The organism is Candidatus Eisenbacteria bacterium, assembly GCA_013140805.1.
Classification (GTDB): Bacteria; Eisenbacteria; RBG-16-71-46; order RBG-16-71-46; family RBG-16-71-46; genus JABFRW01.
The window spans coordinates 1-15490 of record JABFRW010000049.1 but is presented as its reverse complement, the minus strand read 5'-3'; the positions used below and the strand labels follow the sequence as shown (position 1 = coordinate 15490).

At 68.2% G+C, this 15490-nt stretch carries 10 protein-coding genes; 5 read left to right on the top strand and 5 right to left on the bottom strand.

The genetic code is table 11. From position 1 onward, the window contains the following. Nucleotides 1-63: 63 nt before the first annotated feature. From HOP12_04530 to moeB, 4 genes are all read right to left on the bottom strand, one after another. Nucleotides 64-3168, bottom strand: a complete 3105-nt coding sequence (locus HOP12_04530) for a molybdopterin-dependent oxidoreductase (protein ID NOT33420.1) — start codon at nt 3166-3168, stop codon at nt 64-66. A gap of 5 nt (nt 3169-3173) precedes the next feature. Further along, the gene (locus tag HOP12_04525; GenBank protein ID NOT33419.1) at nt 3174-3704 is read right to left on the bottom strand and encodes a cytochrome c3 family protein; all 531 of its coding nucleotides are present in this window, start codon (nt 3702-3704) and stop codon (nt 3174-3176) included. A gap of 148 nt (nt 3705-3852) precedes the next feature. Then, nucleotides 3853-5352, bottom strand: coding sequence for a M48 family metalloprotease (locus tag HOP12_04520; GenBank protein ID NOT33418.1), 1500 nt, complete (start codon nt 5350-5352; stop codon nt 3853-3855). Nucleotides 5353-5403: 51 nt separating this feature from the next. Next, nucleotides 5404-6738: a molybdopterin-synthase adenylyltransferase MoeB gene (gene moeB / locus HOP12_04515; protein NOT33417.1), complete on the bottom strand. Its 1335-nt coding sequence runs from the start codon at nt 6736-6738 to the stop codon at nt 5404-5406. On the opposite strand from moeB, the gene glk reads away from it, so the two are divergent. From glk to HOP12_04500, 3 genes are all read left to right on the top strand, one after another. Continuing rightward, entirely contained in the window at nt 6658-7656 is a 999-nt protein-coding gene (glk, locus tag HOP12_04510; protein ID NOT33416.1) for a glucokinase, read from the top strand. The genes moeB and glk overlap by 81 nt on opposite strands. Before the next feature lie 134 nt (nt 7657-7790). Beyond that, the gene (locus HOP12_04505; GenBank protein NOT33415.1) at nt 7791-10175 is read left to right on the top strand and encodes a protein kinase; all 2385 of its coding nucleotides are present in this window, start codon (nt 7791-7793) and stop codon (nt 10173-10175) included. 297 nt (nt 10176-10472) lie between these two features. Continuing rightward, a complete protein-coding gene (locus HOP12_04500) occupies nt 10473-11318 on the top strand; it encodes a hypothetical protein (protein ID NOT33414.1) in 846 nt (281 codons plus the stop codon). 163 nt (nt 11319-11481) lie between these two features. Here the strand turns inward: HOP12_04500 and HOP12_04495 are convergent, their stop codons facing one another. After that, a complete protein-coding gene (locus tag HOP12_04495) occupies nt 11482-13338 on the bottom strand; it encodes a phosphoenolpyruvate carboxykinase (GTP) (protein NOT33413.1) in 1857 nt (618 codons plus the stop codon). Between the two features lie 186 nt (nt 13339-13524). Between HOP12_04495 and tal the strand changes: the two genes are divergently transcribed. Together tal and HOP12_04485 are read left to right on the top strand one after the other, a co-directional pair. Continuing rightward, nucleotides 13525-14658: a transaldolase gene (gene tal, locus HOP12_04490; GenBank protein NOT33412.1), complete on the top strand. Its 1134-nt coding sequence runs from the start codon at nt 13525-13527 to the stop codon at nt 14656-14658. Next, a partial coding sequence (locus HOP12_04485) for a transaldolase (protein NOT33411.1) occupies nt 14655-15490 on the top strand: 836 nt, incomplete at its 3' end. The genes tal and HOP12_04485, both read left to right, overlap by 4 nt.

Sequence of the window (15490 nt, the reverse complement as noted above, 5' to 3'; positions counted from 1 at the left end):
GAGATCTTCGGAACTTCGGGGTCGTTCGGATCCACCAGCCCGTGGCTCACGGCCGTCCTCGCTTCATGCTTCCGGCGTCACTTTCTTGAGATACGTCACGCCCGGCTTGGTGTTGAGCTCGCCGAACACCCAGTACCGGCGGTCGTCGCGACGCGAGAGCTTCGACACCTTGCTCTCGTCGTCCATGAGATCTCCGAACACGATCGCCTCGGTCGGGCAGGACTGCGCGCACGCGGTATTGATCTCGCCGTCATGCACGTCGCGATGTTCGTCGCGCGCCGTGCCCTTGACCTCGAGAATGCGCTGCACGCACATCGTGCACTTCTCCATCACGCCCTTCGAGCGCACGGTCACGTCGGGATTGAGCTGCCAGTTGAGCGGCTCGGGGAACGCGAACGTGTCCTTCTCGGGCGCCGAATAGTCGAAGAAGTTGAACGCGCGCACCTTGTAGGGACAGTTGTTCGAGCAATAACGCGTCCCCACGCAACGGTTGTAGATCTGCGCGTTCAGGCCCTCGGGGTTGTGATAGGTCGCGTAAACCGGACACACGATCTCGCACGGCGCGTCGCCGCAGTGCTGGCACATCATCGGGATGTGCCGCACGTCGTTCTTCTTGCCGGGTCCCAGCGACTCCTCGAAGCGCTCGATACGGATCCACGCCATCTCGCGCCCGCGCTTGACCATCGCGGGGCCCACGGTCGGGATGTTGTTCTCGGCGTAGCAGCCGACCACGCACGCGCTGCAGCCGTTGCAACGGTGGAGGTCGATCGCCATCGCCCATCGATGCTTGGCGTTCTTGTAGCTGCCCTCGGTGACCGGATTGTTCCGCGGGTGCCGGGCCTTCTCGGCCGGCTCGAACGCGCTCACCGCATGCGCCGGCGGCTTCCAACCCTCGGGCCGCGCCATGGGCTCGGTATTGCGGCCCGGCTTGGTGGCCATCGGGAATTCCACGTGGTGCCCGTGCCCGCCCGCCGCATGACCACTCGCGGCCGCGCCGCCCGCTGCGCCATGCGCGGCGGCACCGGCGAGTCCCGCGATCGCGGCGAGCGGAACCACCTGGGCGATCCCGCGGTCGTGCTGATGCTTCTCGAGTTGCGACATCGTAAGGTCGACCGCCTGCGAAGCGCGCGCCACCTTCGCGCGCGAGCGCAGGTAGGCGACCGCGCCCGAGGCGGCATCCTGAGACGGTGACAACAGCCCGAGCGCACTCACGCCGCGACCATTCGCGTAGCGGCCGTAAGCGGTGTGGCCCTGCCCGAGCGGAATCGCGACCGCGTCGGGTCGGATGCCGTCGTACAGATACGCCGGCAGCGTGACCGCACCCGCCTCGGTGGTGACTGAGACGGCATCGCCCATCTTGACGCCGAGCTTTGCGGCGGTCTCAGGGTGCAACTCCGCCCACGATCCCCACACCACCTTGGTGGTCGGGTCCGGCAATTCCTGCAGCCACGCCTTGTTCGCACCGCGGCCGTCGAACAGGTTTGCAGACGGATAGAGCAGCAGCGCGAGATCTCCGGCGCCGTCCAGCGTCGGGTTTGCGAACGCCGGAGCGCCGGCCCACCGGACATTGATCGCGCCCGCGTCCTCCCACACCCCGCCGGCCTGAAGCGCATCGGCCCAGAAATCGTCCCACGAGCGGCCGCCACCCAGGCGCTTGTGGTGCGTCGCCCAACGCGCCTTCAGGTAGTCGAGCCACGCGTCCGGATAGTTCGCACCGAAGCCCGCGGACTTGGCCAGCGCGATCAGCACGTCGCCGGTTTCGCGGCTCTCGAACATCGGCACGTGCTTCATGCCGGGCTGCTGCAGCGAATGGACGCCTCGCAGCACCTCGGAATCTCCCCACGACTCGAGCCCGTGACGGATCGGCAGCACCAGGTCGCAGTGCGCAACGGTCTCGTCGAGCGTGGTGGCGAGCGCGAGCTTGAAAGGAACCTTGTCGAGTGCCGCGGCGAAGCCTGCCCATGCGGGCGTCGCGTAGACCGGATTGGCACCGATCACGACCAGCGCTTCGATGCGTCCCTCGCCCATCGCACCGATCAGATTCTGCACCTCGGCGAACGGCGCCACGGCGTCGAAGTCGACGGCGCGATCGAAGCGCACCGTCTCGCCGACGTTGCCGGCCACCCAGTTGAGCAGATTGACGGCGGCCAGCAATGCCACCGCCTGATCGCTCTGCGTGGAGATCCCACCCGCCACCGCGAGGCTCGGTGCGCGCGCAACGAACGCACGCGCGAGCTCGCGAATCCGCTCGGCCGTGACGTCGGTGAGCTCGGAGACCGCTTCGGGAGCGAAGGCCGCGACCGCTTCACGAGCGCCGGCCGTCGCCACCTTCGCCAGCCCCTCTTCGATCAGCACGTGAGTCATGGCGAGCGCCAGCGCCATCTCGCCGCCCGGACGCACGGCGATCCACTCATCGGCATTCGCACCCGTCAGGGACTGGCGCGGCTCGATCGCCACGAAGCGACCGGAGCCGCTGAACGCCTTGGCGCGAAACGCAGCGAAGCCGCGCGCATTGCGAACCGGGTTCATCCAGGTCTCGAGGAAATCGGCACCGAAGCTCACCAGCATCTCGGAGCGCGCGAAATCGACATCGGCGATCGCCGACGTCCCGAACGTGCGCCGGTTCGCCTCGCGGAGGCTCTCGTAGGCGAACGGCTCGTAGACCAGGTGCGTCGCCCCGGCACCACGCGACCACTCGGCCGCCAGCGCGTGCAGCGATCCCGACACGTGATCGGTGACGAGAGCCGCCTTGCCGCGAGCGCCGCTCAGCTTCGCGGTTGCGAGCGCCAGCGCCTCGTCCCACGTCGTCGCCTTCCAGTTCGCACCGTCGCGAATCATCGGCGTCTTCAGTCGATCCGGGTTATAGAGACCCTGAAGCGACGACTGACCGCGCGCGCACAGACCACCGCCATTGACGGGATGCTGCGGATTGCCTTCGACCTTGATCGCACGCCCTTCGCGCTGCTTCGCGATCACGCCGCAGCCGCACGGGCACTCGCGGCAGGTGGTCGCGAAATAGTAGGGAATGCCGGGCAGCACGTCGTTCGGCTGCACCAGGTACGGCATCAGGTGATCGGCCGGCTGCGCGCAGCCCGAGGCGGCGCCGGCGACGCCGAGCCCGATCAGCTTGAGGAAATCGCGGCGCTGGAATTGGACGGTGTCTGACATGGGCTCTAGTGGTGGCAAACCAGGCAGTCCATCGACGCCGGATTCGTAGGGTGGTCGAGATTGTCGCGGTGGCAGCTCACGCACCAGCCCATCTTGAGCGACGAGTACTGATAGACGCGGCCCATTTTTTCGACCGGCCCGTGGCAGGTCACGCACTCGACCCCCGCCTTCACGTGCCGCTTGTGATTGAACTTCACGTGATCGGGCAGCCGGTAGACTTCGACCCACGGCACCGCTTCGCCACGATCCCAGTACTCGGTGAGCTTCATGACTTCGGGTTTGTCGGCGCCCGCGATCTTGTGACACCCCATGCAGGTCGACACCGCCGGGATGTTCGCGATCGCGGAGCGATCGGCGCCGGTGTGACAGTAGAGACAGTTCATGCCGAGCGTGTCGGCGTGCAGTGAGTGACGGAAGCTGATCGGCTGCACGGGGCCCTTGTCACGCCCGAGCTGCACCGCGAACGACTGGGAAAGCGCCGCGGTGGCGGCTGCGAGCGTCGCGAGGATCAAAATGGCGGCGAGGGCGCGCTTCATGGATGGGCGGCAAGCTAGCGAGCGGTCACGAGGCTGTCAACCGCGTTGTGAAACTCCGCACATGACGGGGCGAACGTTCGCGAGTCCAACGTGCTAGCCGACTCCGGGGCGCGCCCGCGAACGACGCGCCCCGGAGTCGCATCGGGCCTCAACGCGCGCCCGACCGGACCACCTTGATCGACTCACCCGACTGCACCGGCTGGTCGAGCTGACGATTGTTGAGAATCGCCGTCTCGTCGGCGCCGAGCGTCTGATTCGGGATCGCGTTGAGCACCTCCTGGAAGCTGCCGGAGCGCGGCGCGCCGATCACACTGAGACGCGGGATCGCGGGATTGCGCTTCGAGGCGTCCGAGATCGCGCGCAACGATCGGATCGACTGCAGCAGCGCGGTCTCGTCGGCGTCGCCCGGCACTGCCGAGGAACCCGACAGCTGCAGCACCGTCTTCTCGGCACGTCGCACGAAGGCGAGCACGATGCGCGCCGTGCTGCCGTCGGCCTTCGGCACCGTTGCGACTCCCGACCAGGCGGGGAAGCCGCCGATCGAAGCGCCGGAGCCGTTGGTCGCGGCGAGCTTGCCCTGGCGTTGCAGCTCGGCGACGAACTCCGCGGGCGCGAGCCCGTTGGTGTTCGCGAGCGTGAGCTGCAGGCCGGCCTTCTGATCGGGCTTGACCGCCAGCACCGCTTGCGCGCTGTTCTGCGTCTGCCATCCGGACGGGAATGACATCTGCAGGTCCATTTCGGGGTGATAGAACATCGCGCCCTCGAAGTAGCCGTTGCGCGGATCGGAGCCGTAAACCATGCCATTGAGCCGCCGCACGTAGTCGCGCTCGCGCACGATCAGACCGGTCTTGCCGGCGGTCGCGGCGCGCGAGAGGTTGGTGGTGCGCACCTGGCGATCGCCGGGATCCGGGTGAGTCGAGAGGAACCCCGGAAGCGTCGATCCGGAGCGCGCGCCGATGCGCGCCAGCAGTTCGTAAGTCCCCGGCATCTCGCGCGAGTCCCAGCCCGCGCCGGTCGAGTAGTTCACGCCCAGTTCGTCGGCCTGATTCTCATCGTCACGCCCATACTTGAGCATCAGCAGGCCGAGCGCCGTCTGGGCCGCCTGGCTGTACTCGCGCACCGTGCTCGAGAGCAGCCCCGCGACGCCTAGACCAAGTCCCGTGAGCTGCTGCTGGGTGGCGCGTTTCGCACCGTGCCGCGCGGTCACGTGTCCGATCTCGTGGCCGACCACTCCGGCGAGCTGCGCTTCCGAGTTCAGGTGCGCGAGGATGCCGCGCGTCACGTAGATGTAGCCGCCCGGCAGCGCGAAGGCGTTGACGATCGGATCATCGAGCACCGTGAAGTGCCAGTCGAGGTTCGGCAGGTGGGACACGCGCGCCAGCGCATGCCCGAGGCTGTCGACATAGCGCGACAGCGCGGCATCCGGGTAGACCCCGTACTCGGAGACCACCGCCTGATGCCCTTCCTTGCCAACCTCGACTTCCTGCGCGGCGCTCATCAGCGAAAGCTCGTTCTTGCCGGTGACCGGATTGACCGAGCAACCCCACACGAGCCACAGCGTGAGCGCGAACAGGGTGCCGAGGCTGGCGGCGAGGCGGCGGCCCGCGCCGCGCCGTCCCGACGACTGGATCTGGAGTCGTGACTTCATGTCGATGTTCTCCTCGATCGCATCGCGGCCCGGTGGGCGGGTCGAGCTGCGTTAGTAACGTGGCACCGTCGGGTCGACTTCGAGCGACCACGCATCGATGCCGCCGGTGAGATTTCGGACGTTCGTGAACCCCTGCGCTCTCAGAAACTCCGCGGCGCGCGCGCTGCGCGTTCCGTGGTGACACATCACCACCCATGGCCGGCTGCGGTCCAGCTCGGCGACCCGCTCCGCGAGCCCGCCGAGCGGAATCAGCCTCGCACCTTCGAGGTGGGCCACGCGAATTTCGAACGGCTCGCGCACGTCGAGCAGCTCCGGCGCCTCGCCGCGCGCGCGCAGCCCGGCCAGCTCGCGAACCGTGAGCTGTTCCGCACCCGCTCCGGCGGCGTCGGCGCCGACGCCGCAGAATGACTCGTAGTCGATGAGCGCGCGAACGGTCGGATTCGCACCGCACAGGCGGCAATTCGGATCCTTGCGCAACTTGAGCTCGCGGAACCGCATCGCGAGCGCGTCGAAGATCAGCAGTCTTCCGATCAGCGGCTCACCGATGCCGAGAATCAGCTTCACGGTCTCGATCGCCTGCAGCACGCCGATCACGCCGGGCAGCACGCCGAGCACCCCGCCTTCTGCGCAGCTCGGCACCAGGCCGGCGGGCGGCGGATCGGCGAACAGACACCGATAGCAAGGTCCGCGCGCCGCATCGAACACGCTGACCTGGCCCTCGAAACGGAAGATGCTCCCGTGCACGTTCGGCTTGCCGAGCAACACGCACGCGTCGTTCACCAGGTAGCGGGTCGGGAAGTTGTCGGTGCCGTCGGCCACCACGTCGTAGTCGCCCAGAATCTCGAACGCGTTGTCGCTCGCGAGACGCACCTCGTGGGCGCGAACTTCGATCTCGGGATTCAGCGCGCGCAGTCGCTCGGATGCGGCCGCGAGCTTGGCCCGGCCGACGTCGCGGGTGTCGTAGAGCACCTGCCGCTGCAGATTGCTGAGATCGACCCGATCGAAGTCGACGAGGCCGATGCGGCCCACCCCCGCTGCCGCCAGGTAGAGCGCCAGCGGCGAACCGAGCCCGCCCGCACCCACCACCAGCACGCGGGCGGCCTTGAGCCGCTGCTGGCCCTCGAGACCGACTTCGGGCAGCACGAGATGCCGCCCGTAGCGTCTCAACTCGTCGTCGCCGAGCGGAGGAAGCCCGGATTCGTGATCGCTCACGCCACACCTTTCTCGATTGCGAATCGACTCGCGCGCTGCCCCGACTCGTGAAGCTCCTCGACGTGGCCACGATCGGATGCTTAGGATGCCGAGGTGATACTCGCCGCGGATGTCGGAGGCACCAAGACGCGCGTCGCGCTCTATCCACCCGGCGGCTCGCCACGCGAGCCGCACCGGGAGGCGCGACTTGCGAGCCGAGACTACCCGTCTCTCGAAGCGCTCGTCATCTCCTTCCTCGCCTCCGATGCCCCACCGAGCGTGGCGACGTTCGGGATCGCGGGCCCGGTGGTCGACGGCCGCTGCGAGGGTGCGAACCTGCCGTGGGTCGCCGACTCGCGCGTGCTCTCCCGCTCATTCGGAGACGCTGCGGTCTCGCTGCTCAACGATCTCGAGGCCACCGCGCACGGCCTCGACCTGCTGACGCCAGCGGAACTGGCCCCGCTTCAGATCGGCGCGCCGCATCCGGGCCCGCGCGCGCTGATCGCCGCCGGCACGGGTCTCGGCCTCGCCACGGTCGCCCGCGTCGGCGATCGCTGGCTGCCGATGCCGAGCGAGGGCGGACACGCCGACCTTGCGCCGCACGACGCGGAAGGCGTCGAGTTGTACAACTGGCTCGCGCAGCGCTACGACGCGCTCAGCGACGGACACGTGAGTGTCGAACGGGTGCTGTCGGGTCGCGGACTCGCTGACATCTATCGCTTCCTCAGCGAAACCGGGCGCGGCGGCGAACCGGCCGAGTTCGCCACCCGCGCGCTCGGAGCCGAGGACCTGGCGCCGCTCGTTTCCGCGGCCGCCCTCGACGGCAGCTGCGAGCGGGCGCGGCTCGCGGTTCGGTGGTTCGCGCGATTCTACGGTGCCGAGGCCGGCAATCTGGCGCTGCGCGCGCTGGCCACCGCCGGGGTCTACCTGGGCGGTGGAATCGCGCCGCGATTGCTGACGCTGCTGCAGGACGGCGCGTTCATCGAGGCATTCAACTCGAAGGGGCGACTTCGCAGACTGGTCGAACGGGTCCCGGTGCACGTGATCCTCGACGATCGGACCGCGATGTGGGGAGCGGCCCGGGTGGCCCTCGCGGGGTCGTCGAAGACCTGAAAAGCCGGGCGAATCCGAGTCCCCGCCCGCCGGTCGGCGCCGCGGCCGCAAACCCATTCCGGGCAACAGATTCCGGGCTCGACGGCCGATAACACCGGCACCATGGATGCCCTCCGCCGGGACCCGGACGTCCCATGATCGGGAATCGCATTTCCCACTATCGAATCGTGGCGCCGCTCGGCACCGGGCGCCTCGGCGCCGTCTATCGGGCGCGCGACGAGCGCAGCGGACGCGAAGTCGCATTGCGCGTGCTGCCCGATGGACTGCTGCGCGACGATCACGAACGCCGCGCGTTTCGTCACGACGCGCTGCAGATGATCCGTGTGCATCACTCCCGGCTCGCCGACGTGCTCGATTTCGTCAGCGAGGACGGCGTCGACGCGGTGGTGACCGAATTCGTGCCCGGCGAGACGCTCGCGGTCGCACTCAAACGCGGGCGACTCCACGAGCGCATCGCCACGCGGGTCGCCCATGACGTGGCGGAAGGGCTCGCGGCCGGACACGAGCGCGGCGTGGTGCACCGCTACCTGAATCCCCACAACATCGTGCTGACCGGCGATGGGGGTGCTCGCATTCTCGACTTCGGGCTGCCGCGTTTCGTCGATGAGGCGGGCGCGCGGCGCCACGCGAGCCCCGATCGCGAACTGCAGGTTCCGGCCGATCGGCTGGCCTACGCCGCACCCGAACAGGTCCTGGGCACGCGCGGCGACGCCCGCTCGGACCTCTACTCGCTCGGCGTGATCCTGTACGAGATGCTGACCGGAGAGCGCCCGCATCACTCGCCCGATGCCGCCTCGCTCGCCACGCAGATCGCGACCATGCCCGCGCCCCAGCCCTCGCGCTTCAATCGTCAGGTCTCGCGCGATCTCGAGTACGTGGTGCTCACGTGCCTCGAAAAGGAGCCGAATCGCCGCTATCTGTCGGCGCTCGATCTCGCCACCGAGCTCAAGCGCTTCGAACCCCGGGACGGCCGCACCGAACTGGAACGCACCATGCGGCGGGTCGATCGATTCTGGGCCGGCGTTTCGGTCGCGGGCGTCGTGGCGTTCACGCTGGTGTTCGCCCTGGCGCTCAATCTGGGCCGCTCGCGTGACCGGCTCGTGCATGTGCTGCTGACCGGTGAGAGCGCTCCGGTGCTGCCCGGCGACGTACGGACGGTCGCAGTGCTGCCACTACGCGCTCTGTCTCCCGACGACGGCCGCGTGCTGTCGCTGGGACTCGCCGATGCGCTCTCGCACGGCCTCACCTGCTTCGACAACCTGCGCGTGATCTCGAGCATCTCGACGCGCGCCTACCCGTCGGAGCCCGACTCGCTGCAGGACATCGCCCGTGAGCTGCATGCCGAGGCGATCGTCACCGGGACCGTTCAGCAGGTGGACGGCGATTTGCGAGTGCACCTGATCGCGCGCCTCGGCGCCTCGGGACTCGTGATCTGGGAACAGCGCGCTTCCGCTCCGCTCGCCGAATTTGAATCGCTGATCAATCGAATGCTCAAGTCGCTGGTTCAGAGCCTGCGCGCGGACGTCCTGCCGAACGAGTCGATCCGCTTCGAGTCGGGCGCGCGAGTGGCGCCCGAGGCGATTCCGAGCTGGCTGCGGGCGCGGCGCCTGCTGGTGCGCGGACGCAGCGAAGATCTGCAGCGCGCGCGCGAACTGCTGGACGAGTCACTGAGCGCTGACACCACCTTCCGTTCGGCGTGGGACGCACTTGGCGAGGTCGAAATCCGCGCCGCGCTGATGTCCTCGGGGCATCTCGACCCCGGAGCATGTGCTCGACTTCGCAAAGTCGCGCTCCGATCTTTCAAGCTCGAGCCGCAGCGCGCGGAGGCGCAGCTCGCGTGGGGCTGGGTGCGCTGGCGATGCGACGGTGAGGTGGCCGACGCCGAGCGATTCTTCGAGCTGGCGCTCGATCAGCAACCGGCGAATCCGCTGATCCGGCTCAGCTACGCGCGACTGCTGGGTGAGCAGGATCGATTCCCCGAGCGCTTCGTTCAGACGCGGCGAGCGATCGAACTGGACCCGCGATCCGCCGCAGCACGCCTCGAGCTGGCTCGTTGCCATCACTACCTGCATCAGTTCGCGCGCGCCGAACGCGCGCTCGAACGCACGCTCACGCTCGACTCCACGTTCGCCGACGCGCACGCGATGCGTGCCCGGGTGCTCGTGGCCGCCGGCGCGATCGGCCCCGCGCTCGCCGAAGCACACCTCGCCGACAGTCTCGGCGCCAGCCCGCAGCGCTGGATCCGCCTTCGCAGCGAGATGGGCACGCCACAATTCGAGCGCACCGCCCGCGCGGTGCGCACGCTCATCGAGCTGGGCGAGGTCGAGAGTTTCGACGCCGCGCTGTGCCTGTTCGAGATCTCGGATCGACACCGCGGCTTTTCGTGGCTGGCGCGCGGGGTCGCGAATCAGCAGATCACGATCGAGGACCTGCGCATGGCGCCCGAGCTCGACGCGGTCCGAGGCGATGAGCGCTTCGCGGCACTCCTCGAGCGCGTCGGCAGCGTCGAGTCGCGCTGAAGCTCGTTCCGCGGATCGAGACGGGGGTTCACGGGCTGATCCGTTTCCAGAGTGCCGGGTCTGGATCAAAGAATTCGCTTGACGACTTTCGCGCCCGAAATCGTCGCGATGCGCGACCGGCTTGCCGAGATCGCTCCAGCGTTCGCCACGTGCGCCGGGCTGCGCGGAACTCGTGTGACGTTGAAATGTTTTCGCGCGGCTCGCCGCGAGGCGCCGTGCCGGCCTGCAATTGCGCCGCGAACACGCATGATAGGAAGAGCACTGCCCCCGCGACTCTCACAGCCGCGGAGACCCGTCATGCCTTCCTACTCGCTTTCGCACCTCGCCGATCGGGTGCTGCTGCGCGATCTCGCCTCGCTCGTCGCCACGGATCGCACCACCACTGCCGCGCTGCTCGCGCATCTCGCCGAAGTCGAGGCCCGCGAGCTCTACCGGCCTGCCGCGTACTCCTCGATGCTCGCCTACTGCGTGGGTGAGCTGCGGCTGTCCCAGTTCGCGGCGTTGCGACGCATCCGAGCGGCTCGCATCGCGCGAAAATATCCGGCGCTGTTTCCCGCGATCGCAAATGGACGGATTCATCTCACCACCGTTCTCATGCTCGCGACCCACCTGACTGCCGAGTCGGTGGATGAACTCATCGCGGCCACCACCCACAGGACCAGGGAAGAAGTGGAGCAGTTGCTGGCGGAGCACTTCCCGCAGCCCGATCTCCCGACGAGCTTGCAGGCCATGGTGTTGTCGGCTCCGCCCGCTGCGAGAGTCGCGACCGGACACACTGCCGAGGTGGCGCTGGAGCTACTTCAAAATGAGACACTTCTGGCGGCGCAGGCTCTGGTGCCAGTCGCAGCTCCGGTACCAGCGCCAGTCGCGCGGACGAAGGTCGCGCCGCTCTCGGCCGACCGCTACGCGCTGCAGGTCACGCTCGCGAAGGAAACCCATGACCAGCTGCGCTACGCCCAGGCGCTGCTGGGCCACGCAGTTCCCTCGGGCGACATCGCACAGGTGCTCGACCGGGCGCTCAAGGTGCTGGTGCGTCAGCTCGAACAGCGCAAGTTCGCAGCCGCCACGCGCACCTGTCCTCGACGCGGCAAGCCGCAGGGTCGCTACGTGCCCGCACCGGTGCGGAAAACGGTGTGGCTGTGAGACGGCGGCCACTGCACGTTCGTGAGCGAGACCGGGCGGCGCTGCGATGGGCGAGCGCGGAGCCGAATACAGCCGCACCGAGTTGCCGGCGTCAGAATCCGCAGGTTGCGAGCTACTCGGCGTGATGAAGAGCTGGTTCGGAAACCGAATGCGAACCCGTCGGCTAGGGCGCCGCCGCGTCCGCTTTGCTCGCGACCGTCGTTCCCTGCAGCCGCTTCTCGAGCGCACTGAGCTCATCGCTGAGGCCCGACGGAAGCTTGCCGCCGAACTTTTCGAAGTGCTTGCGGATGCCCGGCAACTCGGCGAGCCAGCCCTCCAGATCCACGCGCAGCAATTCGTTCATCGAGCCATCGGCCACGCTGAGCCCCGTGCGATCGATCGCATCGCGTGCCGGCAGCCGTCCGATCGGGGTCTCGATCGCGTCTCCAGCTCCCGTGACGCGCTCGAACACCCACTTGAGCACCCGCGAGTTCTCGCCGTATCCGGGCCACAGGAACTTGCCGTCGGCGCCCTTGCGAAACCAGTTCACGTAGTAGATGCGCGGCAGCTTGGCGGCATCCGACTTCGCACCCATCCCGAGCCAGTGCCCGAAGTAGTCGCCCATGTGATAGCCGCAGAATGGCAGCATCGCAAACGGATCGTGACGCAGCGTTCCGACTGCGCCGGCGGCGGCCGCAGTGGTCTCGCTGCTCATGATCGAGCCCAGGAAAGTGCCGTGCTGCCACGACAGCGCCTCGTTGACGAGCGGCATCACGCTCGCGCGACGCCCACCGAACAGGATCGCCGAGATCGGCACCCCGCTCGGGCTCTCCCATTCGGGCGAGATCGTGGGGCACTGGCGAGCCGGCGTGGTGAAACGCGCGTTCGGATGCGCCGCCTTGCGACCACTTTCGGGTGTCCAGGGACGCCGCAACCAGTCGCTGAGGTGCGGCGGCGGCGTTGCGGTCATCTCCTCCCACCACACGTCGCCGTCGGGCGTGAGCGCGCAGTTGGTGAAGATGGAGTTCGACTCGATGGTGCTCATCGCATTCGGATTGCTGCGCGTGCTGGTGCCCGGTGCCACACCGAAGAAACCGGCCTCCGGATTGATCGCCCACAGCCGGCCATCCGCGCCGAACTTCATCCACGCGATGTCGTCTCCGACCGTCTCGACCTTCCAGCCCGGCAGCGTGGGCCGCAGCATCGCGAGGTTGGTCTTGCCGCACGCCGATGGGAATGCGGCGGCGACGTAGATCTTCTGTCCCTTCGGATCGGTGATGCCGAGGATCAGCATGTGTTCGGCGAGCCACCCTTCATCGCGGGCCTGCACCGAGGCGATGCGCAGCGCGTGACACTTCTTGCCGAGCAGCGCATTGCCGCCGTAGCCCGAGCCGTACGACCAGATCTCTCGAGTCTCGGGAAAGTGGCAGATGTATTTGGTGTTCGCGTTGCAGGGCCACGGCGAGTCCGCCTGGGCGGCCGCCAGCGGCGCGCCGACCGAGTGCAGCCCGCGCACGAACTCACCGTCGGCGCCCAGCGCTTCGAGCACCCGCGAACCGACTCGCGCCATCACGTGCATGCTCGCAACGACGTAGGGCGAATCGGTCAACTCGATCCCGATCTTCGCGATCGGCGAACCGATCGGGCCCATGCTGTAGGGGATCACGTACATCGTGCGGCCCTTCATCGAGCCCTGGAACAGTGGCGTCAGCGTCGCCTTCATCTCGGACGGTTCGCGCCAGTGGTTGGTCGGACCCGCATCCTCGGCGCGGCGCGAGCAGATGAACGTGAACTCCTCCACGCGCGCGACGTCGGCGGGATCCGAGCGTACGAACACACTGTTCGGGCGCCGGGCGGGATTCAGCCACTGCGCGGTCCCGGCCTGCACCAGGCGCTGCAGCATCGACTGGTATTCCGACGGGGAGCCGTCGCACCAGTGGACTGCGTCGGGCTGACAGAGCGCGGACATCTCATCAACCCAGGCCTGGAGCTTCGCGTGCGTCGTCATCGGGGGGTCTCTCGTCTCGGTGAGGAGCATCAGCGCCGACGTCCCGGATGAAACAGCGTCCGGTGCGAGAAGTCGCGGGGGTGTAAATGAAACGCGGCAATCTTAGCGGATCGGCCCGGGCGCTCCAATCCGACTTGCGCGTTCCGCCCGGTCCGCGCGATTCTTCAGCCGCGAAACAGTCGGCCGAACGCCTCGCCCCCTTCCCCCTCCGGAGAACCCATGAAAAGCCGTGCCGAGCAGCTGCTGGCGCTGGGGCAGAGCGTGTGGCTGGACTTCATCCGCAGGGGCCATCTGCACTCCGGCGAATTCGATCGGCTGGTGAGGGACAACGGCGTGGTCGGCGTGACCTCGAACCCCACCATCTTTCAGCAGGCGATTGCCGACAGCCACGACTACGACGCCGCGCTCCAGTCGGGCATCGCAGCCGGACTCGACGACCTGGCGCTCTACGAGCGACTCGCGATCGAGGACATTCAGCTCGCGTGCGATCGGCTGCTGCCCCTCTATCGGAGCACCGCCGGACGCGACGGTCGGGTGAGTCTCGAGGTCAGCCCACGCCTTTCGCACGACACGGCGGGCTCGATCGAGGAAGGGCAGCGACTTCACGCCGCGGTGGCGCGCGACAACGTGATGATCAAGGTGCCCGCGACCGTGGCGGGACTCCCCGCCATCCGCGCGCTGCTGGGCCTCGGCATCTCGGTCAACGTGACGCTGATCTTCACGCTCGCGCGCTACGAGCAAGTCATCGAGGCGTTCCTCGGCGGCCTCGAAGACCGCGTGGCACGCGGTGGCGCACCGGGCGACATTCGATCGGTGGCCTCGTTCTTCGTTTCGCGCGTCGACGCCAAGGTCGACAAGGCGATCGAAACGACGCTCGCGGCGCTGCCGCCGGGTGCGACCGAACGCGCCGAACTGGAAACCCTGCCGGGACGCGCCGCGGTCGCGAATGCACGCCTCGCCTATGCACGCTTCCGCGTAGTGTTCGGCAGTGCGCGCTGGCAGGCCCTCGCAGCGCAGGGCGCGCACGTTCAGCGACCGCTGTGGGCATCGACCAGCACCAAGAACAAGAGCTATCGAGACGTGCTCTACGTCGAGGAGCTGATCGGGCCCGATACCGTCAACACCATGCCGCCTCAGACGCTCGCGGCGTTCAACGATCACGGAGTCGCAGAGGCGCGCATCGAACGCGACGTCGACGCCGCACGGCGCCTGTTCGAACGCCTGCCGGCGCTCGGCATCCCGCTCGCACGCCTGCTCGACGAGCTGGAGCCCGAAGGCGTTGCGTCGTTCGAGAAGTCGTTCGACGCGTTGCTCTCGGCAATCGCACAACGCCGCCGCGAGATGGCCGCGTGAGCGCCGCCCTGCGCACCGCCCTCGGCGTACACCAGCACGCAGTCAGCGCGCGGCTGGTGCGATTCACGGCCGAGGACCTCGCCGGTCGGCTCGCGGGTCGCGACGCCACGATCTGGAGCACGGAACCCGCCCACATCGCGGTCGCTCGCAATCGTCTCGGCTGGATCGAATCACCGGGCTCCATGCGGGCGCGCGTCTCCGAGTTCGAAGCATTCGCGAACGCCGTGGCGTCCGAAGGTTTCACGCACGCGCTGTTGCTGGGCATGGGCGGCTCGAGCCTCGCGCCCGAGGTGCTGCGCCAGGTGTTCGGCGTCGCCGCCGGGCGGCTCGAAGTCGCGGTGCTCGACAACACTTCCCCGACTGCGGTCGCCGCTGCCTTCGCGGCCCATGACCCGCGCCGCACGCTGGTGCTGGTGGCTTCCAAGTCGGGCGGCACGCTCGAAGTCGCTTCGTTCGAGAAGCGTGCCTTCGAGTGGATGCAGGCGGCGCGCGGGGACCAGGCGGGTCGCGCATTCGTCGCGATCACCGATCCCGGTACTTCGCTCGGCCAGCTCGCTGCAACCCGTGGCTATCGCCACACCTTCGAAAATCCCGCCGACATCGGGGGGCGCTACTCGGCGCTATCGTGCTTCGGAATCGTCCCGGCCGCCTTGCTCGGCGTTCCGCTTGCAGCCCTGCTGGACTCGGCGATCGCGGAGCTCGACGTTGCGAAGCTCGAGCGCGATGCGGCTCGCAATGCGCCGCTGGCACTCGGAGCGGCACTCGGCGAGCTCGCGCTCGTCGGCCGCGACAAGGTGACGCTGGTGCTCGGTGGCGGGTTCGATCCACACGC